The following is a 23154-nucleotide window of genomic DNA, read 5'->3' as shown; positions in this document are numbered from 1 at the left end:
TTTTACCTTTTCCTTCATCTCCCCATTGTAATCCTAGTAATAAATCTACAGCCATTATAGTTGTGTTAATTGTTGTTGTATAGTTAATTATATTTTTTATTATTTCATTTTATTTAAAATACAAAGACATAAAGTTTTTTAGAAAATACTTTAATTGAAAATTGTATTCTGAAAACTGCCAAATACATGGCTATTCTTTCTTTTTTGTTCCGTAAAAATAGAGTGAATGATTATGAATATCAATATTAAAAACATCTTCTATTGTTTTTTTGATAATTTGAATTCTAGGGTCGCAAAACTCTTTTACTTCGCCAGAATCTGTAAATATTACATGATCGTGATTTTTATCAAAATAACTTTTTTCATAACGTGCCATAGATTGCCCATCAAACTGATGTTTTCTAACTAATCCGCAATCTAACAACAAATCTATAGTATTATAAAGTGTAGCTCTACTAACTCTATAATTTTTGTTTTTCATCTTAATATAAAGAGATTCTATATCAAAATGTTCTTCAGCATCATAAATTTCTTGAAGTATAGCAAAACGTTCAGGAGTTTTTCTGTGCTTGTTTTCTTCCAGATAAGAGGTGAAAACTTTTTTAACTACGTCTTGATTCTCAAGAGAATTACTCATTTATATTGCTTTTTTTTAGAATTTACAAATTTACAGTTATTTCTGAATAAAAGCCATTTTTTATTAGTGAAACTACCTTTTAAAAATAACTAAGTAATTCTTTGGAATGGGTTTGTTAAAATAACCGCTGTTTTTTATTGTGTTTTACAAGTTAATTTACGGGTTACAACGTATTAACGCGTTCTACTTTTTTAATGCCTTCTACTTTTTCTATGCTTTTAATAAGTTTACCTAATTGCGAACTATTTTTAACACTTAAAGATATTTTTCCATCAAAAACACCTTCATCACCAGCAACATTTATGCTGTTAATAAAAACGCCCATGTTACTAGAAATAATTCTAGTGATGTTGTTGATAATACCTTTGTTGTCTACACCATTTATTTTTAAAATAGCTTTAAAATCTTGTTTGGTAGAATCTATCCATTTTGCAGGCATAATTCTATAAGCGTAATTAGATTGTAAAGAAATTGCATTCGGACAATTTTTTTTATGAACTTTTAATCCATCATTTATGGTTAAAAAGCCAAAAACTTTATCACCCGGAATTGGGTTGCAGCATTTAGAAATTTTATAATCTAATTTTTGTTCTTCTTTTCCAAAAACTAGGGCATCGTATTTATTAGAAACTTCATCCGTCTCTACGGGTTCATGTACCGTAGGGTTTTTTCTTAATTTGGTTTTAAAGAAATTTAAAATAGTACTACTTCTTTGTGCTACAAAGGCTTTTAATTGCGTATTATCTATAGCGCCATTACCTATTCTAAAAAATAAATCGAAACTAGTTTTTAATTTAAAAAAACTCACCAATTCATTGATGGTTTTTTCATTAAATGGAATTTTTAAATGACGCAGTTTTCTTGTTAAAACGGCTTTTCCTTCTTCTGCTATTTGTTTTTCTTCTTCTTTTAAAGCTGCTCTAATTTTAGTTTTAGCTCTAGCTGTAATTACAAAATCTAACCATCTAGCATTTGGTTTATTAACAGCGCTGGTTATTACTTCTATTTGATCGCCACTTTTTAAGGTAAAACTTAAAGGAACTAGTTTTCCGTTTACTTTTGCTCCTCTACATTTTAAACCAACATCTGTGTGAATAGAAAATGCAAAATCTAATGCTGATGCATCTTTTGGTAACGATTTTAAATCTCCTTTAGGTGTAAAAACATAAATTTCTTTAGAATAAAGGTTTAGTTTAAAATCTTCCACAAAATCTACAGCATTGATGCTCTGATTTTCAAGGGTTTCTTTTAATTTATTTAGCCAAGTTTCTAATCCACTTTCTTTTTCTGGTCCTTGTTTGTATTTAAAATGAGCTGCATATCCTTTTTCTGCTATTTCGTTCATTCTTGCTGAACGAATTTGAACTTCTACCCATTCTGCATTTGGCCCAACAACCGTAATATGTAAGGCTTCATAACCTGTAGATTTTGGTTGCGAAATCCAATCTCTTAATCTGGTAGGGTTGGGTTTAAAGTAATCTGTAACAATGGTATAAATTTTCCAAGCATCAAATTTATCATCATTAGAAGTGGTGGTATAAATAATTCTAATGGCATATTTATCATAAACTTCATCAAAAGTTACGTTTTGGCTTCTCATCTTTCTTCTGATAGAATAAATAGATTTGAAACGTCCTTTTATTTCATAGGTAAATTTTTCTTTGTCTAATCCTTTTTGTAATGTATTGGTAAAAGATTCTAAATATTTTTGTTGCTCTTCTTTGCTTTCTTTAATTTTAGCTACAATGTCATTATAAACATCTGGTTCTGTGTATTTTAATCCTAGGTCTTCTAATTCTGTTTTAATATTGTACAAACCCAATCTGTGTGCCAAAGGTGCGTAAATATATAGCGTTTCTGATGCAATTTTTACTTGTTTATGGGCTGGCATTGCATCCATAGTTTGCATATTATGAAGCCTGTCTGCAATTTTTATTAAAATTACTCGCACATCATCATGCAATGTTAAGAGCATTTTTCTAAAATTTTCTGCTTGAATAGAAGCGTCTTGCTCTTTGTTTAATCGAGAAATTTTTGTGAGTCCGTTTACAATTCTGGCAATAGTTTCACCAAACAATTGTTCCATATCATCTATGGTATAATCGGTATCTTCTACAACATCGTGTAACAAAGCAGAAGCTATAGAAACTGCACCCAAACCAATTTCCATTGCCACTATTTTTGCCACAGCAATAGGATGAAAAATATAAGGCTCGCCCGTTTTTCTACGCTGTTTAGAATGTGCATCTACAGCAATATCAAAAGCTTTTCTTATAAGTACTTTATCTTCTTTAGATAAGACTTCATAAGTGCCTTTTAGCAAATCTTTGTATCTATTTGCTATTTCCTTATTTTCTTCTTCTATGGTTGCTTTATATTCCAAAATTTCACTCAAATTATTATTTTTTAACTTAAAGTGAAAGTAACTATAAGTATTTTAACATACAAGTATTTCGTTTTCTAAATGTAATTAATTCTTATTTTCTAAAAATGTAAAAAATTGGTATCTGTTTAGTGGTTTTACTTTTAAGTTTGAATACTTATTCTTAAAATAAGAACACTACAAAGACACTTTTTGAACTTCAGAAAAAGAAAGAATAAATTGTAAATTCTGTGATAGAAAAAAATTAGCTTTTTAAATTTTTAATTCTTTCCAACAAAGTTGGATGAGAATAATGTGCAAAAACATAGGCCGGATGTGGCGTTAAATTACTCAAACTATTTTTAGATAATTTTTTAAGCGATGTTATGAGTGCTTTCCCTTCAAAAGTTTCTTTTGCAAAATTATCTGCCTGATATTCAAATTTTCTGGACATATAATTCATAAACAATCCTGTAATTTCTGAAATAGGAGAGTATAAAATTCCGAATGCAATTAAACCAATATGAAAGCTAGGTATTGATACACCTAAGGCTTCAGACAAGGCAGGAGAATTTATAAAAAGAGATAAAATAAACAATGTAAGTCCTGTAAGTAGTAGAGATGCAATTAGGTTAAAGATAATATGTTTTTTTTTGTAATGTCCAACTTCATGTGCTAAAACAGCTACAATTTCATCTGTTTCTAAGTCGTTAATTAAGGTGTCATAAAGTGTAATTCTTTTTTGAGAACCAAAACCAGAGAAATAGGCATTGGCTTTTGTAGAGCGTTTAGAACCATCAATTACAAAAATATTTTGAATGGTAAAACCTACCTTTTTAGCGTATTTTTCAATAGCAGATTTTAATTCGCCTTCTTCTAAAGGGGTTTGTTTGTTAAATAAAGGAACAATCAATTTTGCATAAAACATATTCATAAAAAAAGAAAAAACAGCAACAAGCATCCAGGCGTATATCCAAAAATCTTTTCCTGTAAGTTGATAAAACCAAATAATAAGAGCTATAATTCCACCACCTAAAAAGATGCTCATAAACCAACCTTTTAATTTATCTAGCCAAAATAATTTTACGGTAGATTTGTTAAACCCAAACTTTTCTTCAATCACAAATGTTTGGTAATAAGAAAAAGGAGTTTTTATAATGTCTGAGCCTATCATTATAATACCAAAGAAAATTAGTGCGACTAAAATTGGGTTGCTTGTAAAATTTCTTGCAAAATTATCTATGTATTTAAAACCATCTATAAAAAAGAAAAATAGCGTGATTATCATAGAAAAAGTACCAACAAGGTTAGAGAATTTGGCATTGGTTTTCTTATAAGCTTGCGATTTTTTGTATTCCTCTTTGTCATAAACATCTTTTAATTCACTAGGAATTTCGTCATCAAAATGTTTTTCATTTAAGGAGTCTAATATTTTATCAACAATAAAATTAATGACTAATAGTGCTATTAATATGTAAAATATAGTTGTTGGTTGCATTTGATTTTTAAGTTGTTCGGGTTTCTGTAAATAATGGACAAAGAAAAAGCAATTTAGGTTTAAAAAATAATAATTGTTTACCAAAAAGTGATAAAAAATACTTTCATTAAATGAGTTGGCGGCAATACGTGAAAAAATTCGTTGATTTATAAAAGCGTGAGATTTTATTTGAATTTAGTAAACTAATTAGTTAACTTTGTAATGTGATAAGAAAGATAATTATTTACAAGGAATATTTTGCTAAATTCTATAAAGCACAAGACGAAAAGATTCGAGAAAAAATTGGATATGTTTTAGATTTAGTTCGGTTTGAAAGACAAGTACCAAAAAAGTTTTTTAAATACCTTGAAAATACAGACGGTATTTATGAAGTACGTGTAATTACAACTTTCAAAAGTATAAGAATATTATGTTTTTTCGACGAAGGAAATTTAGTTGTACTTGCTAATTGTTTTGTAAAGAAAACTCAAAAAACACCAAAGAAGGAAATTAAACTTGCTGAAAATCTTAAAAAAGAATATTTAAAAGATAAAAACAAATAATATGAATAAAATAACTGATTTTGAAGATATACTAATTGGAGAATATGGAAAAAAAGGAAATGAAAATCGTGATAAATATGACGCTGACTCTCTTGCATTTCGATTAGGAATTATGTTAAAAGAAGCTCGAAAAGAAGCTAATTTAACCCAAGAAGAATTGGCGGAAAGAACTGGAACTAAAAAAAGCTATATTTCACGAATTGAACGTGGATTGAGTGACATTCAAATATCTACTTATTACAAACTAATTGAATTAGGTCTTGGAAAACATTTGAATATTGAAATTTCATAAATAAAAGTACTGTAGTTATCACCATATAAACTTTTTTGCTAGTTTTTGTTTACTTGAGAAAGTCCTTTTGGACTTTGAACTACCCCAAAAAGTGAAACACTTTCTATCTGTGTTTTTATTTCCTAACTTTATTACTAAAACACGCAACTAAACCTTGTGTAAATGCCTTGAACAAAAGTTCCTATTTGTAAGTTGTTTGCTAGTTTTTAGAAAGAGTTACTATATTAATATTTTCACAAAAAAATAATAGCTTCTAAACTTGTAAAGCTTATTTTATGTTTAGCTAAAAAATAAGTTGTATAAATACCTACCTGGTGTAAAAGTAAATCCTCCTGCAATGATGATTGCTCCAAAATATAATAGAATCATTTTTCGTTTATGTGCTTTTACATTGCCTTTCTTAATCGCTAAATAAGCGGTAGGAACCGTATAAATGGCAAGAAAACTAAAACTATGAATCCACCCAAAATGATTAAAGATTCTAGGGCCAACTTCTGCAGGCATAAAGAGTGTTATGCCAGCTGTTATTAGCATCAGAATCATATAAACTCTTCCAAAATTTTTGTGTGTATTGGTACCTTTTTTTATCAATAATAAAATTGTTCCAATTATAAAACAAGGAACTACGGTTGCTAAATGCAGGTACATTAAGTTGATATAACTCATAGAATTAAGCTTTTAAAAATTTAAAAATAAGCTAATTATTAAAACAAAATTTATTTTATTGTGAAAATAATACTCGTGTGCTTTGTTTATAAAAGTAGAGTTAGCTTCTAGAATTTTAGCAACAAATTCATCAATAGAAATTGGCTTGTATTAGAAAGTTTGCATATTGTTACTAGTTTTTAAATGCTTTTTTTATGTACTGAAAATTGTACGTGCTTCTATTAAAAGCGATGTTATAAAGTTCAATATGAAAAAAGTTGAAACTAGGTAACATAACTTTTTTGGCAGTTAACAGGCTAAAAAGGAGTGCAAATGATTCATGGTTACCCGTATTTTTTGAGTTTTTTAAACTTATTAAAAAGAGTGATTTTAAAGAAAGAAAATTCTAATGAAATTGTTGCTAAAAAATTACTTTTAAATTTACCAAACTTCTAACAAATTCCATTTCGTCATTCTTTTTAAAGTGTCTATCTTTATCGGCTGTAAAAAGTCACTTTTTTAATGGAACTCTACAAAGAAAATCAACTTAAAGTATACAATTCTCTTAGCAAAAAAAAAGAGGAATTTAAACCCATAACAGACGGATACGTAGGTATGTACGTTTGTGGTCCAACGGTTTATAGCAACGCTCATTTAGGTAATGTGAGAACATTTATGTTCTTTGATGTTGTCTATAGATATTTGTTACATTTAGGCTACAAAGTGCGCTATGTGCGCAATATTACAGACGCAGGTCATTTAGAAAATGATGCAGATGAAGGCGAAGACAGAATTTCTAAAAAAGCGCGTTTAGAGAAAATTGAACCCATGGAAGTAGTACAGAAATACACTGTAGACTTTCATGATGTGTTAAAAAATTACAACTTTTTACCGCCTAGTATAGAGCCAACTGCAACAGGACATATTGTTGAGCAGATAGAAATGATTAAAGAAATCATGGAAAAAGGCTTTGGATATGAGGTAAATGGTTCTGTGTATTTTGACGTACACGAATACAATAAAAAAGAAAATTACGGCATTCTTTCTGGTAGAAAAGTAGAAGATTTAATTCACAATACTAGAAGTTTAGACGGGCAATCGGATAAGAAAAATCCACAAGATTTTGCCCTTTGGAAAAAAGCAGACGAACGCCATATAATGCGTTGGCCTTCACCTTGGAGCGATGGTTTTCCGGGTTGGCATTTAGAATGTTCTGTAATGAGTACAAAATATTTGGGCGAAAGTTTTGATATTCATGGTGGCGGAATGGATTTGAAATTTCCACATCACGAATGTGAAATTGCACAATCTAAGACATGTAGCGGAGTAACTCCTGTTAATTATTGGATGCACACTAATATGCTCTTGTTAAATAGCCAGAAAATGGCTAAATCAACAGGGAATTTTATTTTACCCAATGAAATTTTATCAGGAAAAAATGATATTTTACCAAAAGCATTTTCCGCAAGTGTAGTTCGTTTTTTTAATATGCAGGCTAATTATAGAAGTATTTTAGATTTCTCTGGAGAAGCGTTAGAAGCCTCTGAAAAAGGACATTCTAAATTAATGGAAGCTGTAAATTTCTTAGAAAAAATAACGGCAGATAAAACGTCTACTTTTGATGTAAAAAAATGGAAAACGGCTTGTTATGCTGCCATGAACGACGATTTTAATACACCTGTTTTAATATCTCAATTGTTTGATGCTGTAAAAGTGATTAACCTTATTAAAGAACAAAAAGCAAGTTTAAATGCAGAAGATTTAACTGAATTTAAAGCAACCTTAAATGCATTTGTTTTTGATGTTTTAGGGTTGATGAATGAAAATTCACAAGACAATTCAGAAAAGATTAATGGTGTAGTAGAGTTGCTTATTAAATTAAGAAAAGAAGCTAGAGAAAATAAAGATTGGGCATTATCAGATCAGATAAGAGATGAATTAATTGCCTTGGGTATTCAATTAAAAGATGGAAGAGAAGGAACCTCTTTTTTAATTAATTAAAAAGAAATTACGAATTGTAAATTTATCAGTTCGAGTGATTTCGATTTTTTATCGAAATTGTATCAAGAACTTTTAGAAATAAATAAAATTTAGTTTTTGAAAAAAATACTTTCATATCCATTTATTTTACTAGTTCGTTTTTATCAAACGGCAATATCACCCTTTACTCCGGCAACGTGTAGATATAGTCCAACGTGTTCGCATTATACAATTGAAGCTTTACAAAAACATGGTTTATTTACTGGCGGTTGGTTAGCCTTAAAAAGAATATTTAGTTGTCATCCTTGGGGAGGTAGTGGTTATGATCCTGTACCAGAGAATTTAGAGAAAAAAGAATAGAAATAAGAAAATAGACGTAAGGCTTAATGACAAAAGACTTATGACTAATTGATTAAAATTTTAGGTTCTAATAAAAATGTCTCCTCGAGCGCAGTCGAGAGGTTTTTTTAGATTAACATTATAATAATTAGGTCTCGACTGCGCTCGACCAGACACAGAGAAAAATATGATTTTTTTAGGAATAGAATGGAATCCTTCAATAGGAATTGATTTAGGCTTTTTTACCATTCGTTGGTATAGTTTAATGTTTGTTACGGCATTTTTGTTGGGTTTACATTTGATGAAAAAAATATATATAGAAGATAAAATTCCTGTAGAAAAGTTAGATACTTTATTTATGTACACGTTTATTTCTATGTTGGTAGGAATGCGTTTTGGCGATGTATTTTTTTATAGTTGGAGTTATTATCAAAATCATTTATTAGAAATATTTTTACCTATAAAAGAAAGTGCAAACGATTCTTTATTTGGAATTATAAAAGGTTGGAAATTTACAGGATTTACTGGGTTTGCAAGTCATGGTGCTGCAATTGGTATTATAGTAACCATGTATTTTTATGCTAAAAAACATCTAAATAAACCTTGGTTGTTTATTTTAGATAGGTTGGGTATTATGGTAGCTTTGGCTGGGTTTTTTATTCGTTTTGGTAATTTTTTCAACTCAGAAATTTATGGTAAAGAAACAGGTTCTAATTTTGGCGTAATTTTTAAGGCTGCCGGAGAAACTGTACCTAGACATCCAACGCAATTATATGAAGCTTTTAGTTATTTAGTTTTATTTTTTGTGCTTTGGCATTTGTATTGGAAAACAGATAAAAAACAACAAGTAGGTTATTTGTTTGGTCTTTTTATGGTAGTTCTTTGGTCTTTAAGATTTATTATAGAATTTTTAAAAGAAGCGCAAGTAGAAGGTAGAGAAGATTGGGTCTTTAATTCTTTAAATACAGGGCAGGTATTAAGTATCCCATTAGTTTTAATTGGTTTTTGGTTAATGTTTAGAAAAACACAAAAAATAGAATAATAAAAATGGAAAAACTTAAAGAACGCTGGGGAATAACCAGTAATTGGTCTATTGTAGCAATATTTGTTGTTTTTTCTATAAATGGCTCTTTTGCAACTTGGGTTGCAAAACCAATAACTGTCTTTTTAGGATTATCGCAAGAAACAACAAACCCTTGGGTTTTTTGGCCACTAAGAATATTATTAATTTTTCCTATTTACCAACTTACACTGCCAATTGTTGGTTGGTTTTTTGGTCAATTTAAGTTTTTTTGGGAATTTGAAAAAAAGTTTTTAAGCAGAATAGGATTGGGCTTTTTGTTTAAAAAACAAGAGGAGTAATGAATACTTACTAGTTAAAAATTGCATTATTTTACTTTAAAACCATTTGGCTTATTGGGTGTTTTTATTGGTGAATAAGTTGTCTTTTAGATTTCAATGATAGTTTCAACCTTTTCTTTTTTAATCACATAACTGTAAAACCACATAATAGTAAAAGTGGGAACGATATCTAAAAATGGAATTGCCTCTTCAATAAAACTAAGTATTGCTGCAACTTTTCCTTCTTTTCCTTTATACATTTTTGTCATTATATAGGCAGATAATGGCGCCCAAACAATATCTGTAAAAGGAATGAATCCAATGGCATCTAAAACAAGACTTAGTACTAGTTTTTTGTATTTTTTATTCATTATTTAAATAATCAGCAAAATTCTTGCCAAAAGATATTGTTTTATCCTATAAATTTTTATGTTTGCTGAAATTAACTTTTAAACGTGATTTTTCAAGAATTTAAAGAAAAAATTAAATTTCTAAAAAGCTCAGAACTACAAGGTTTGTCTGCTCAATTTAAATTGGCACCAGCTGTTAGGTTACAGTTTGATACTGAGAAAATTAAAGCAAACAATCCAAGAAAAGCTGCAGTTTTAGCGTTGTTTTATCCAAATAAAAATAATGAAACTTGCTTTTTACTCACGCAAAGAGCTAGTTATAAAGGAACACATTCCGCTCAAATTAGTTTTCCTGGTGGAAAAATAGATAAAACAGACGTAAATTTAGAACAAACCGCTTTAAGAGAAACTTTTGAAGAAGTTGGAGTTTTAACATCTGCTGTAAAAATTATTAGAGAAATAACTGATGTGTATATTCCGCCAAGTAATTTTTTAGCAACACCTTTTTTAGGGTTTGTAGAAACACAACCAACATTTGTTTTAAACTATGAAGTTGAAAAAACGATAGAAGTTTTAGTACAAGATTTGTTAGATGAAAACTCTATTACCAATATTAAAATGAACACTTCATATATGAATAATATTTCAGTACCTTGTTTTGTATTTAATAAAAATATTGTTTGGGGAGCAACAGCAATGATGCTTTCTGAAATTAAAGAACTCTTAAAATAGGGTTCTTCATCAATTGTTTTGTAAATTTGTTATAAACCACTTAAAAACTAACTAGAATGCCTTTATTTAAAAGGAATCCTTTTGGCCATATTTTGATATTAAAAAAATGGCTTATCAGAATTTTTGGAATTGTATCTCACGGTAGATATCGTAAATTTAACAACCTTCAAATAGAAGGTTCAGAGAATCTTAAAAAATTACCAGATTCAGGGGTCTTATTTATTGCCAATCATCAAACTTATTTTGCAGATGTAGCAGCTATGTATCATGTTTTTAATGCTTCTTTAAGTGGTAGAGATGATTCTATAAAGAATATTGGATATATCTGGAAACCCAAATTAAACGTTTATTTTGTTGCGGCAGGAGAAACAATGAGATCTGGATTATTGCCTAAAATATTTGCATATATGGGCTCGGTTTCAATTGAGAGAACATGGAGAAGTGACGGGAAAGATGTAAAAAGGCAAGTTAAAAATTCTGATATTTCTAATATAGGAAAAGCAATTAACGATGGTTGGGTAATTACTTTTCCGCAAGGTACAACAACTCCTTTTAGACCAATTAGAAGAGGTACAGCGCATATTATTAAAACCTACAAACCGGTTGTAGTACCTATTGTAATTGATGGTTTCAGACGTTCTTTTGATAAAAAAGGATTGAATATTAAAAAACGAAATGTGCTGCAGTCTATGGTAATTAAAGAACCGTTAGAAATAAATTATGAGAATGAAAGTGTGGCAGAAATTGTTACTAAAATAGAGTATGCTATTGAGCAACATCCTTCTTTCTTAAAAGTGTTGTCTGTAAAAGAATTAGAAGAACTTACTAAAGAAGAAGAAGAACTTAATAAAAAAAGAACTTTCTGGAGTTCTTAAAAAGACAAAAGCTAATTTTAAAAAGAAACATCTAATTAGGTTGAATTTATTTTCAGTTTTTTGGATGTTTTTTTTGTTCTAAATGTACCATTAAAGCTACAGCAGAACTAAAGTTGTTTGTTGGTTTTAACGCCACTGTTTGGCTTGTATTTTATCATTATAACAACAGGTAAACTTATTGTTTTAAACGAAAGAAACCTCACTAATTTGTGAGGTTTCTTTTATTATTTATAAGAATTTTTGGTTGTATTAACCTTTAATTCTTTCTTTATAAAGTTCAAACTTATTCGATTCTTTTTTAGGCCAGTTGTTGTTAGAAGTATCTATATCTGCAGTTTCAAATTCTGGGTCTACAATGATTTCTACAATTTCTTTTGCAGAAGTAAATACTCTTTTTACGGTTGTATCGTCTTTCATCCAAATTTGAGCCGGGAAGGTTTGTTTTTCACTTGTACCATCTGCATAGGTTAACCCCACAATTAAAGGCATTACTAAACCTCCTGGTTTTTCAAATTCAACTTCATAAATATAGCTAGGTATTTCTTTTCCGTTAGCGTATGCATCCATGGCTTTGGCATTGGCATCTTCTTTTTTATCCGTAATAAAAACTAAGTCTCCTAAACGTTCAAAATATTGTTGGTATTGTATTTTTAATTTGGCAACTCTTTCATTGGGCTTGTCTGTTAAATAAAGTGGTCTAACGTTTTTTATTCCAATATCCGTTACATCAGTTGTGTAAAACCAACCTCTCCAAAACCAATCTAAATCCATACCAGAAGCATCTTCCATAGTTCTGAAAAAATCCGCTGGTGTTGGGTGTTTAAACATCCAACGTTGAGAATAGGTTCTAAAAGCATGATCAAATAATTCTGGTCCCATAATAGTTTTACGTAAAATATACAAACCAGATGCTGGTTTTGTGTATGCGTTAGGACCAAATTGATTTACATAATCTCCTTGAGACATAATAGGAGAGATGTTGCTTTGGTCTCCGCTCATATATCTTGTAATTTCAGAAGCAGGGTTTTTTGCAAATAATTCATAATCATAAGAAAATTCTGCCAATATTTCTACAAAAGAATTCAGTCCTTCATCCATCCAAGTCCATTGTCTTTCATCAGAATTTACAATCATCGGGAAAAAATTATGTCCAATTTCATGTATAATTACGCCTAACATTCCTTTTTTAGTTCTGTCAGAATATGTTCCGTCCGGATTTGGGCGTCCAAAATTGAAACAAATCATAGGGTATTCCATACCTTGTCTTTCTGAATGCACGGAAATAGCTTTGGGATATGGATAATCAAAAGTTAATTTAGAGTATTCAATCAACGTATGTGCAACTGCTCTTGTAGAGTGTTCTTCCCATAATGGATTTCCTTCTTTCGGATATAAAGAAACCGCCATGACAGTTTTACCATTAATATCTGTAGCCATGGCATCCCAAATATATTTTCTAGAGGTTGCAAAGGCAAAATCACGAACTTTATTCGCTTTAAATTTCCATGTTTTTGTATTTGTTGCGCGACCTTTTTCAGCTTTTTCAGCTTCTTCTTGTGTTACAATCATTACAGGATTATCAAAAGTGTTTCTTGCTTTTTCCCAACGTTTACGTTGTGTTTTTGATAATACATCTTTTTCATTTTGTAAAACCCCGGTAGCATCTACTATATGATCTGCAGGAACTGTTAAATTTACTTCGTAATCTCCAAATTCTAAAGCAAATTCACTTCTTCCCCAGAACTGCATATTTTGCCATCCTTCTACATTGTTATAAACAGCTAATCTTGGAAAAAATTGAGCAATTGTATAGTTGTTGTTTCCGTCTTCAAAAGTTTCCAATCCAGAACGTCCACCATCTTTATTAATGTCATTTATTTTATAATTCCATTTTATTTTAAACTTAAAAGTTTCGCCAGAGGCTAAACCTTTCGGTAAGTTTACACGCATCATGGTGTTGTTTATAAAATAGGATAATGGTTTTCCGTTGCTTTCTACTTTTTCTATGTTAAAACCAAAGCCTTTACCTTCTTTCATGTAAGTGGTTTTAAATTTTTCTGGAGTTAAATATGCTGTAGAACCACTTGTAGATTTAGTTAATGGAGTTTGAGAATCATCGGCACGCATATTTTGATCTAATTGTACCCATAAATATTCTAAATTGTCTTTAGAGTTATTGTGATAGGTAATTTTTTCATCGCCATATATAAAATTTGTAGCTTCGTCTAAACGGATGTCCATTACATAATCTACCTTTTGTTGTGTGTATTGATGTCCTGGCGCACCAGAAGCAGTATGCTGATCATTTGGTGTTGCCAAAACATCTTTCATTTGCCTGAATTTGTTTTGATCTGTATGACCTTGTATTACTTCTTTTGCATTTTCAGTTTCATTTTCTTGGGCAAAAGATGTTGTTGCTACAAAGAAAATAGAAAATAGGAGTAAGCTAAATTTTCTCATATATATTATTTGAATTATTTATGTTTACAAAAATAAGATTATGTTATTTAACGGTTAAAAAATGAAAGTTTTTTTAACATATTTTTATCAAATAGTAAGTTTTGATAAATAAAGTAAAATTTTAAAATAAAAAAGCGATATTTTAAATATCGCTTTTATTAGATTTATTAAAGGAACTATCCTTTAATTTTACTTTTAAATTTCTCAAATTTATTTTCTACCTCTTTTGGAAAACTGTTATTAGAGGTGTCTACATCTGCCGTTTCTAAATCTGGATCTATTTCAATTTTAGTAATTTCTTTATCCGAAGAAAAAACTTTGGTAACCTCATTATCATTTAGTCTCCAGATTTGTGCTGGATACGTTTTTCTTTCTTTTGTACCATCTTTATAGCTAAATTCTACAATAATAGGCATTACCAATCCGCCGGGTTTGTTGTAAGTAATTTCATAATGAAATTTTGAATTTGGATTTTTTTGTGCGCCAAAACTTAAACCAGGCGTTGTGTCTTCAATAAAATTTACGTTATAAGTATTTGTGTTGTCTGTGTAAAATTTCTTGACACCTTTTATGCCGATATCTGTTACATCGGTGGTATAAAACCAACCTCTCCAAAACCAATCTAAATCCATTGCAGAAGCATCTTCCATAGTTCTAAAAAAGTCTGCTGGTGTTGGGTGCTTAAACATCCAACGTTGCGCATAGGTTCTAAAAGCATGATCAAATAATTCTTTTCCCATAATGGTTTCTCTTAAAATCCATAAAGCGGTTGCGGGTTTTCCGTAGGCATTGTTTCCAAATTCATACACGTGATCACCTTTAGACATAATAGGTGCAATTTTAGATTGATCACCACTCATATATGCTACTATATTCTTTGGATAACCTCTTGTAATAGGAAAATCTTTGTCATACGCTAATTCTGCTAACATTTCTACATAAGAGTTTAAACCTTCGTCCATCCAAGTCCATTGTCTTTCGTCAGAGTTTACAATCATCGGGAAAAAATTATGGCCAACTTCATGAATGGTAACTTTTATCATTCTGTATTTTGTTCTGTCAGAATACGTTCCGTCTGCATCTGGACGACCAGGATTGAAACAAATTTGTGGATATTCCATACCCATTTGTCCGTCTACAGAAATTGCTTTGTGGTACGGATAATCAAAAGTATATTTAGAATAGGTTTTTAACGTTTGTGCTACAGCTCTTGTAGAATGTTCGCCATATAACGGATTTGCTTCTTTAGAATAGAATGAATATGCCATTACTGTTCTGCCGTTTATATCTACAGCCATACCGTCCATAATAAATTTTCTAGATGTTGCAAATGCGTAATCTCTAACATTTTTTGCAGAAAATTTCCAAGTTTTAGTTTTCTTTGATTTGGTTTTTTCTATTTCAATGGCTTCTTTTTGGGTGACAATTTCCAAAGGATTATCGAAAGATTTTTTTGCTTGAGCCAATCTTTTAAGTTGTTCTGTAGAAAATAATTCTTTTTCATTTAGTAAGACGCCAGTTGCGCCTAAAGTATGGTCTGCCGGTGTTGTTATGTTTACATCAAAATCTCCAAATTCTAGCGCAAACTCACTTCTTCCCCAAAATTGGTCGTTTTGCCAACCTTCTACATTATCATAGACACACAATCTTGGGTAAAATTGTGCAATTACGTAACTGTTATTATCATCTTCCGGAAAATGTTCAAAACCAGATCTTCCACCTTGTGTTACATGATTATTAATATTGTACCACCAGGTTACTTTAAAGGAAAAGGTAGCACCTGCAGCCAAAGGTTGAGGTAAATTAATACGCATCATAGTTTGGTTAATGGTGTAAGACAACTTACTGCCATTGGTATTGGTAACAGACATAATTTTAAATCCGCCATCAAAAGGTTTGTCTATATAATTACTTTGAAACTCGTCTTTACTTATGCTTGTTGGTATTTTTTTAGATTGAATGTCTGGTGTTTTAGAATCTGCGGCGCGCATATTTTGGTCTAACTGCATCCATAAATAAGGTAAATTATCTTCAGAATTGTTATGATAGGTTATGGTTTCACTTCCAGATATACGTTGTTTGTCATCATCTAAAACAATGTCCATTACATAATCTACTTTTTGCTGAGTATATTTTTTACCGGGTGCGCCAGAAGCAGTTCTTTGACTGTTAGGTGTTGCCAACTCATCTTTTAGTTGTTTAAATTTATTCTGATTTGTATGTCCTTGTTTGGTTATTTTTGAGTCTTGCCCAAAAGTATTTGATGCAATAAAAAAGAGGGACAATACTAGAAAAGTGAGTTTCTTCATGATGATTTTAAATTGGTTTACAAAAGATCACAAATTACGGATAAGTTAGTGAAAAAGTTAAAAAGAGTTAAAATTTTAACAAAGCTTTATCATTATTAGCGGATAGCAACATACTTTTATGTTTTTTGCCAACTTTAGATTTTATTAAATTTTGTTGTTTCTTAAAATGTGTGGTTAAAATTGTATTGGTAAGTTCTATTGTTTTTACCGTTTTAATACTATCTATTTCTAAATAAAAATAAACCAATTCACCGTCATATTCTTTGCCGATATAATTAAATCTTTTAGCAACGTCATTTATTTTAAAATGTAGTTTTTCGTTTAAATATTGTTTAAAATAGTGGTCGTTGTTTTTTAATTCTTTTTCTGTAGTTAATTGTAAATCAATATTATAATCTTTGTTTAGGGCTTCTTCTATATCATCCATAAAAACATTAATTGTTATTTGAATAGATTGTGAGTTGCTACTATATTCAATTTGGGTTAAACTCAAATAATATTTGTGAGCAGAGAAGGAGAGTAGCGGAATTACAAAAAGAAGTACATATATTTTTTTTAATTTCATAGGGTTCATAAAACAATTATTGCGCCAAATTACTCAATATTAATAATTTTTAAATAAGGTACACTTTCTCTTTGTAAAATATTAATAACTTCTAAAATTTTACCGTTATTATGCAAATTTTCGATGCCTAAAGGATTGCAATATTCTAAAAAATGAAAATAATTTTCTATTGGAATTTGTAATTTTGTAAAGAAAAAGTTTTCACCCAATTCAGACATAATTTTGTACGGAAATGCTTTATTAATAGCTAATTTTTTACGCAAAGCCCACAAGCGTTCAGAATTTTTAAAAGGAAGTTTTGCTGCTGCACCAACGCCTTCTAAAGAATTTCGCATTGTATTTACCACAGGTGGCCGTACTCTTTGGTCTATATGATCATCTCCTTCTACAATTTTCATGTTTACATCAGAGAAATCCATTAATTTTCTTAATAATGAATCTTTTTTATTTACAGGTAGGTTTTTAGAATCTACACCTAATATTCCGGATAAATTATTAAGTTTTAAATCAAATTCATCTAGTTCAAACACGTTAGATGTTAAAAATATTGCAACGTTTTTAGTGTCAAAAATATTTTTTGTAATTACTATTTTTTTGGTATGATGTTGTATGGTAGAAACTTGTAAAGAATCTCCAACCGAAACAAACATTCTAAATGATCCTTCATCCGAAGAAAAAGTTCCTTGATGCGTTTTTATGTTGATAATATGAGCATTTTTAACAATGCCTAACGAATCTAATATCTTTCCGTTTATGGTTGTTTTTTTTTCTTGAGAGAAAGTGTGTAACTGAATAAACAATAACACTAATAAAGTAGGTAGTTTTTTTATCATATCATTGCTAAGTTACTATTTTTTTATTATTTTCAAATAAGAAATACTTTCTTTCTGCAATATTTCTATAAGATCTAAAATCTTATTGTTTTTATATAGTTCCTCTAATTCTGATAGATGACAATATTCTAAGAAAAGTAGGTAATTTTCTTTCGGAATTTTTAATTTTTCAAAAAAGAATTCATCGCCTAATTCAGACAATAATTGAATAGGTAACGTGTTATTTGGGTTTAAATCTTCCTCTTTAAATTTTATACGTTTTTGTTTTTTAAAAGGGTTTAGTATTTTTACTAGGTTGCCAATGTTTAAACCAGAATATTGATTGGCTACTGTTACAGCAATTGGTGGGGTAGCTCTATTGTTTGCATCAATTCTTGAGTCTTTTTGAGAGAAATCTACATTAGAAAAATTCATAGCATCTTTTAATAAGGAATCTTTTCTATTCTTGGGTACTCTTTTAGAGTCTATTCCTAAGATGCCAATTAAATTATTTCTTTTTAATTCAAATTCATCCAATATATATGTATTAGATTTTAAGTAAAAAGTAGCACTTTTGTTAACAAGAATACTTTTTGAAATAATTATTTTTTTAGTGCGATGTTGTATGGATGAAATGTGTAGAGAATCTCCAAGAGAAACTTGTATTGCAAATGTTCCGTCATCCAAAGAAAAAGTACCTTTGTTGGTTTTTAAGTTGATGATATTTGCGTTTTTAACAACATCTAAAGAATCTACTATTTTGCCGTAAAGAATTGTTTTTTGCCCTTGAGAAAAAGTAGCATTTGTAATGCCAAGCACTAAGAATGTTAAAAGTATTTTTTTTATCATATAGCAAATTCTTTTTATTTTAAATGCTATTGAATTCCTTAGACTTTAGTTGTAAAAATTTAATTAATTCAAACTCATTCTTTACATATTTTTTCTTAAAAAGTGTGTCTTGTCTACAGAAGTATAAAAACCTAAAAGTATCTTCTTTTTTAATATTAAAATTTTTATTTAGATAGTATTTGAGCTTATCATACATTAATTGAACCTCTGTGTCTTCTTGTATAACTTTCTTTTCTACATTTAATTTTTTTAATCTACCAGACAAAACAACAAGTAGTAAATCTATATTAGTGCTTGTTATGGCGTATATTTTTCTGTCTACTTTTTTCATCTTTTTTAAACCAGCATTTGGTAAACCTAATGAAACGCCATTTATAAGTTTTGTGTTTTTGTTAGGAGTGCTATGTAAATCAACATCTAAATGACCAGTTAAGTAGTTTCTTTTTAATTCAAAAGCATCTAATTTATAGGTTTTTGGCTGTAAGTAAATAATTAAATCACTAAAGCTAAAACTTGTTTTTTTAACAATGTATTTTTTTTCTAGATATTTTACATTGCTAATTAATAAAGTGTCTCCGGCTGTAGCCGATATTTTAAAAGTACCATTTATAGAAGAAATTGTACCTAATTTAGAGTTTAGATTCACTATATGTGTATTAATTATAACACCTAAAGAGTCTTTTATAATGCCATATAAGGGTTTGTTGTTTTGTGAAAAACAGGTGATATTTAAAAAAAAGAGACAAATTAAAAGGAGTAATTTTTTAACCATATAAGAGCGTTTCTGAATTATTTTTTAGAAAGCAACCCATTTTCGTCTATTATTTTTCGAGGAAAAAGAGCACTTTCTTGTATCAACAACTTTAACAATTGAAGCTTGTTTTTATGCTTAAAAACATAAAGAATGTTTTTATTTAAACAACTACTTAAAAATTGATTAATGTAATCTTTTTCAATTTTTAAATCTGTGATAAAAAAGTCATCAGTAAAGTATTTTCTAATTTTTGTTAGTTCAGTATCTTCACTTTTTAATTTTTTAGCAAGCTTTTCTCGTTTTTGATTTCCGTTAATTTTGTTAATCAAATTGTCTAAATTTACAACGCCTCCAGAACGAATTTTTAACACAGCTTCGTCTTTTTTTGCAGTGGTATTTGCATAAGGTAAGTGAAGTGTTTCTGCATTTACTACAACGCCATTATCTGGCATTATTTCTTTATCAACATAAAATATACTTTGTTTTTTTTCTATTGTAATTTCTTCTAAAGTGTATGTTTTTTCTACTAGTTTGATGTTAAAATTTTCATTTTTTAGAATTTTATCAGAAATAAAAATGATGGTATCATTATAATTTAAATGAGAAACAAAGAGGCTGTCGCCCAATTTTACAGGAATTTCAAAAACACCATATTCATTTGTAATTGTACCAATATTGGTGTTTTTATTAATAATATGTACGTTGTTGATAAACAAACTATCTAAGGTTACTTTACCTTGTATTAGTGTTCTTTTTTCTTGGGCATTAATAGCAATAGAACTAAGTGCCAAAAAGTAAAAAAAATATAATTTTCTCATTGATACAAAGAAAGTAGAAGTGCCTCTTAAAACTCTATTAATAGAATTGTAAACTTATGTTAAAGTAAAAACATTAAAATGATTATTTTTGATCTATGAAAAAAATGATTATTGCTAGTACATCAACCATTTATGGAAGCGGATATTTAGAGTATTTATTACCAAGATTACAAACCTTTTTTACAAATGTAAAAACGATTCTTTTTATTCCGTATGCTAGACCTTCTGGAATTTCTTATAATGAGTACACTGCTATTGCAAAAAAAGCATTTTCTACGATTAATATTGAAGTAAAAGGAATTCATGAGTTTAAAAATGCAAACGATGCTATTTTAAAAGCCGAAGCCATTTTTACAGGTGGCGGAAATACTTTTGAATTGGTAAATCAATTGTATAAAAATGATGTTTTGGTTGATTTAAAAAATGTAATACAGACAGGAACTCCCTATTTAGGAACAAGCGCAGGAAGCAATATTTGTGGTGTAACAATGATGAATACTAATGATATGCCAATTGTTTATCCGCCAAGTTTTGTAACATTAGGTTGTATTCCGTTTAATATTAATGCGCATTATTTAGATCCTATAAAAGGTTCTACTCATAAAGGGGAAACAAGAGAAACACGTATAAAAGAATACCATGTTTTTAATGAAACTGCTGTTTTGGGTTTGCGAGAAGGTTCTTGGTTAGAAGTTTATAACAATGATATCTCTTTAAAAGGCGAACTAACAGCTCGTTTGTTTCAGAAAAACCAAGAGGCAATTGAAATTAAAAATGGAATTATAAATAACTATTTTCTTATTTAATTCTCAAAAATAGTTGCAAATAAAATTACTTATAAACTTTCTTTTAAAACAGCAATTTCATCACGTAATTTTGCAGCTACAATAAAATCTAAATTTTTTGCAGCGGCTTCCATTTGTTTTCGTGTATTTCTAATGCGTTTTTCTATTTCCTCTTTCGGTAAATACTGTAAATCTTGTTCTGCCGCAACTTGTTTGGCGTTGTCATAATGATAGCTAGAAATGGAAGATTTAGACAATGTGTCGTCTATTTTTTTATTTATCTGAGTAGGCGTAATGTTATTTTTTGTGTTGTACGCTATTTGTTTTTCTCTTCTTCTTTCCGTTTCATCAATGGTTTTTTGCATACTGTTGGTTATTTTATCAGCATATAAAATTGCCAATCCATTTACGTTTCTTGCGGCTCTACCAACCGTTTGAGTAATAGAACGATGACTTCTTAAAAATCCTTCTTTATCTGCATCTAAAATAGCCACTAAGGAAACTTCTGGCAAATCTAAACCCTCACGCAATAAGTTTACACCAATTAAAACATCAAACAAACCTTTACGCAAATCTTGCATAATCTCTACACGTTCTAGCGTATCTACATCAGAATGAATATAACGACAGCGAATATCTACTCTGGCTAAATATTTAGTTAATTCTTCTGCCATTCTTTTGGTTAAAGTAGTCACTAAAGTACGTTCATCTTTTTCAACGCGTATTTGTATTTCTTCAATTAAATCATCAATCTGATTTAAACTGGGTCTTATTTCAATTACAGGATCAAGCAATCCTGTTGGTCTAATTACTTGTTCAACAAAAAGACCTTCCGTTTTTTGTAATTCGTAATCGGCTGGTGTTGCAGAAACAAAAATGGTTTGATTTTGAATGGCTTCAAATTCATCAAATTTTAAAGGTCTATTGTCCATCGCCGCAGGCAATCTAAAACCATATTCTACTAAGTTTTCTTTTCTACTTCTATCACCGCCATACATGGCATGCGTTTGCGGCACCGTTACATGACTTTCATCAATGATCATTAAATAATCATCCGGAAAATAATCTAATAAACAGAAAGGTCTTGTGCCCGGATTTCTGCCATCTAAATATCTAGAATAGTTCTCAATACCAGAACAATACCCCAATTCACGAATCATTTCTAAATCGAATTCTGTACGCTCTTTTAATCGTTTTGCCTCTAAATGTTTGCCAATTTCTTTAAAATAATCTACCTGTTTTACCATGTCTTCTTGAATTTGATGAATGGCATTTTGTAACACATCAGGCGAGGTTACAAATAAATTTGCAGGGTAAATAGTCAGTTCGCTAAAACTTTCTAAAACGGCATTATTTTCTAAATCAAAGGATTCTATTTCTTCAATTTCGTCTCCGAAAAAATGTACTCTATAACCATTGTCTCCGTATGATGGATAAATGGTAACCACATCACCTTTTACCTTAAATGTTCCACTTTTTATTTCAACTTCTGTTCTAGAATACAAACTTGTTACTAATTGATGTAAAAATTTTGTTCTTGCAATTTGCTGTCCAACTTCAATAGGAATTACGTTTTTCTTAAATTCTGTTGGATTTCCAATTCCGTATAAACAAGAAACGGAAGCAACTACTAAAACATCTCTTCGACCTGAAAGTAGGGAAGAAGTAGTACTTAAACGAAGTCTTTCAATATCTTCATTTATGGATAAATCTTTTTCTATATAAGTTCCTGTTACAGGAATGTAAGCTTCTGGTTGATAATAATCATAATAAGAAACAAAATATTCGACAGCATTTTCTGGAAAAAACTGCTTAAACTCTGAATATAATTGTGCAGCCAACGTTTTATTATGTGCCAAAACCAACGTTGGTTTTTTAACATTTTTAACCACATTTGCCACCGTAAAGGTTTTACCAGAACCTGTAACACCCAAAAGTGTTTGAAACTTTTCTTGGGATAAAACTCCTTCTGAAAGTTCTTTTATTGCTGCTGGTTGGTCTCCTGTAGGAGAAAATTCTGATACCAATTTAAATTCCATAATGTAAAAATACGGATACTTTTTTGTAAAATATCCGTATTTATTTGAACTTTTAAGAAGAAATTTTTCTATCTCCTCAACAAAGAAAAATGTCCTATTTTGTTGATGGGTTGTTTTGTTGGATTTGCAGGAATTAAGGTGATATTAAACCAATAATCATCTGAAGAAAG

The 23154-nt window shown here is 29.6% G+C and carries 22 protein-coding genes; 9 read left to right on the top strand and 13 right to left on the bottom strand.

Going from position 1 to position 23154, the window contains the following annotated elements; translation table 11 throughout:
* Nucleotides 1-190 precede the first annotated feature (190 nt).
* From ACSHW5_RS15515 to ACSHW5_RS15505, 3 genes are all read right to left on the bottom strand, one after another.
* On the bottom strand, nucleotides 191-637 hold the full coding sequence (locus tag ACSHW5_RS15515; RefSeq protein ID WP_435677062.1) for a Fur family transcriptional regulator: 447 nt from the start codon (nucleotides 635-637) through the stop codon (nucleotides 191-193).
* A 163-nt stretch (nucleotides 638-800) separates the two neighbouring features.
* Nucleotides 801-3020: a RelA/SpoT family protein gene (locus tag ACSHW5_RS15510; RefSeq protein WP_435677063.1), complete on the bottom strand. Its 2220-nt coding sequence runs from the start codon at nucleotides 3018-3020 to the stop codon at nucleotides 801-803.
* A 244-nt stretch (nucleotides 3021-3264) separates the two neighbouring features.
* Nucleotides 3265-4497, bottom strand: a complete 1233-nt coding sequence (locus ACSHW5_RS15505; protein WP_435677061.1) for a M48 family metallopeptidase — start codon at nucleotides 4495-4497, stop codon at nucleotides 3265-3267.
* Between the two features lie 203 nt (nucleotides 4498-4700).
* Here ACSHW5_RS15505 and ACSHW5_RS15500 point away from each other — a divergent pair, with 203 nt between their 5' ends.
* Together ACSHW5_RS15500 and ACSHW5_RS15495 are read left to right on the top strand one after the other, a co-directional pair.
* Nucleotides 4701-5039, top strand: coding sequence for a type II toxin-antitoxin system RelE/ParE family toxin (locus ACSHW5_RS15500; protein ID WP_435677060.1), 339 nt, complete (start codon nucleotides 4701-4703; stop codon nucleotides 5037-5039).
* Between the two features lies 1 nt (nucleotide 5040).
* Nucleotides 5041-5331: a helix-turn-helix domain-containing protein gene (locus ACSHW5_RS15495; protein ID WP_435677059.1), complete on the top strand. Its 291-nt coding sequence runs from the start codon at nucleotides 5041-5043 to the stop codon at nucleotides 5329-5331.
* Between the two features lie 279 nt (nucleotides 5332-5610).
* Here the strand turns inward: ACSHW5_RS15495 and ACSHW5_RS15490 are convergent, their stop codons facing one another.
* Nucleotides 5611-5997, bottom strand: a complete 387-nt coding sequence (locus tag ACSHW5_RS15490) for a DUF2306 domain-containing protein (RefSeq protein ID WP_435677058.1) — start codon at nucleotides 5995-5997, stop codon at nucleotides 5611-5613.
* Between the two features lie 501 nt (nucleotides 5998-6498).
* Here ACSHW5_RS15490 and cysS point away from each other — a divergent pair.
* The 4 genes from cysS (at nucleotide 6499) to ACSHW5_RS15470 (ending at nucleotide 9657) form a co-directional block, all read left to right on the top strand.
* On the top strand, nucleotides 6499-7977 hold the full coding sequence (gene cysS / locus ACSHW5_RS15485; protein ID WP_435677057.1) for a cysteine--tRNA ligase: 1479 nt from the start codon (nucleotides 6499-6501) through the stop codon (nucleotides 7975-7977).
* 96 nt (nucleotides 7978-8073) lie between these two features.
* On the top strand, nucleotides 8074-8316 hold the full coding sequence (gene yidD, locus ACSHW5_RS15480) for a membrane protein insertion efficiency factor YidD (RefSeq protein WP_435677056.1): 243 nt from the start codon (nucleotides 8074-8076) through the stop codon (nucleotides 8314-8316).
* Between the two features lie 166 nt (nucleotides 8317-8482).
* Complete coding sequence (gene lgt, locus ACSHW5_RS15475) at nucleotides 8483-9337, top strand: prolipoprotein diacylglyceryl transferase (protein WP_435677055.1); 855 nt, start codon at nucleotides 8483-8485, stop codon at nucleotides 9335-9337.
* A 5-nt stretch (nucleotides 9338-9342) separates the two neighbouring features.
* Nucleotides 9343-9657, top strand: coding sequence for a DUF6787 family protein (locus ACSHW5_RS15470; protein ID WP_435677054.1), 315 nt, complete (start codon nucleotides 9343-9345; stop codon nucleotides 9655-9657).
* Nucleotides 9658-9743: 86 nt separating this feature from the next.
* Here ACSHW5_RS15470 and ACSHW5_RS15465 read toward each other — a convergent pair whose 3' ends face one another.
* The gene (locus ACSHW5_RS15465) at nucleotides 9744-10007 is read right to left on the bottom strand and encodes a hypothetical protein (protein WP_435677053.1); all 264 of its coding nucleotides are present in this window, start codon (nucleotides 10005-10007) and stop codon (nucleotides 9744-9746) included.
* An 84-nt stretch (nucleotides 10008-10091) separates the two neighbouring features.
* Between ACSHW5_RS15465 and ACSHW5_RS15460 the strand changes: the two genes are divergently transcribed.
* The gene (locus ACSHW5_RS15460) at nucleotides 10092-10718 is read left to right on the top strand and encodes an NUDIX hydrolase (RefSeq protein WP_435677052.1); all 627 of its coding nucleotides are present in this window, start codon (nucleotides 10092-10094) and stop codon (nucleotides 10716-10718) included.
* A 56-nt stretch (nucleotides 10719-10774) separates the two neighbouring features.
* Nucleotides 10775-11593 carry a lysophospholipid acyltransferase family protein gene (locus tag ACSHW5_RS15455; RefSeq protein ID WP_435677051.1) on the top strand — a complete coding sequence of 273 codons (819 nt, stop codon included), beginning with the start codon at nucleotides 10775-10777 and terminating at the stop codon, nucleotides 11591-11593.
* A gap of 249 nt (nucleotides 11594-11842) precedes the next feature.
* Here ACSHW5_RS15455 and ACSHW5_RS15450 read toward each other — a convergent pair whose 3' ends face one another.
* From ACSHW5_RS15450 to ACSHW5_RS15420, 7 genes are all read right to left on the bottom strand, one after another.
* Complete coding sequence (locus ACSHW5_RS15450; RefSeq protein WP_435677050.1) at nucleotides 11843-14053, bottom strand: M1 family metallopeptidase; 2211 nt, start codon at nucleotides 14051-14053, stop codon at nucleotides 11843-11845.
* Nucleotides 14054-14229: 176 nt separating this feature from the next.
* A complete protein-coding gene (locus tag ACSHW5_RS15445; protein ID WP_435677049.1) occupies nucleotides 14230-16362 on the bottom strand; it encodes a M1 family metallopeptidase in 2133 nt (710 codons plus the stop codon).
* A gap of 67 nt (nucleotides 16363-16429) precedes the next feature.
* Nucleotides 16430-16927 carry a DUF6702 family protein gene (locus ACSHW5_RS15440; protein WP_435677048.1) on the bottom strand — a complete coding sequence of 166 codons (498 nt, stop codon included), beginning with the start codon at nucleotides 16925-16927 and terminating at the stop codon, nucleotides 16430-16432.
* Between the two features lie 29 nt (nucleotides 16928-16956).
* Nucleotides 16957-17760 (bottom strand): hypothetical protein, encoded by an 804-nt coding sequence (locus ACSHW5_RS15435; protein WP_435677047.1) that lies wholly within the window; start codon nucleotides 17758-17760, stop codon nucleotides 16957-16959.
* Between the two features lie 15 nt (nucleotides 17761-17775).
* The gene (locus ACSHW5_RS15430; RefSeq protein ID WP_435677046.1) at nucleotides 17776-18588 is read right to left on the bottom strand and encodes a hypothetical protein; all 813 of its coding nucleotides are present in this window, start codon (nucleotides 18586-18588) and stop codon (nucleotides 17776-17778) included.
* 19 nt (nucleotides 18589-18607) lie between these two features.
* Nucleotides 18608-19360: a hypothetical protein gene (locus tag ACSHW5_RS15425; protein ID WP_435677045.1), complete on the bottom strand. Its 753-nt coding sequence runs from the start codon at nucleotides 19358-19360 to the stop codon at nucleotides 18608-18610.
* 17 nt (nucleotides 19361-19377) lie between these two features.
* Entirely contained in the window at nucleotides 19378-20160 is a 783-nt protein-coding gene (locus tag ACSHW5_RS15420) for a carboxypeptidase-like regulatory domain-containing protein (protein ID WP_435677044.1), read from the bottom strand.
* A gap of 95 nt (nucleotides 20161-20255) precedes the next feature.
* Between ACSHW5_RS15420 and pepE the strand changes: the two genes are divergently transcribed.
* Nucleotides 20256-20966 (top strand): dipeptidase PepE, encoded by a 711-nt coding sequence (gene pepE, locus ACSHW5_RS15415; protein ID WP_435677043.1) that lies wholly within the window; start codon nucleotides 20256-20258, stop codon nucleotides 20964-20966.
* 29 nt (nucleotides 20967-20995) lie between these two features.
* Here the strand turns inward: pepE and uvrB are convergent, their stop codons facing one another.
* On the bottom strand, nucleotides 20996-22984 hold the full coding sequence (gene uvrB, locus ACSHW5_RS15410; RefSeq protein WP_435677042.1) for an excinuclease ABC subunit UvrB: 1989 nt from the start codon (nucleotides 22982-22984) through the stop codon (nucleotides 20996-20998).
* Nucleotides 22985-23154: the final 170 nt, after the last annotated feature.

This window comes from Polaribacter sp., assembly GCF_051251875.1.
Lineage (GTDB): Bacteria > Bacteroidota > Bacteroidia > Flavobacteriales > Flavobacteriaceae > Polaribacter.
This window is presented reverse-complemented; position numbering and strand designations above follow the sequence as displayed.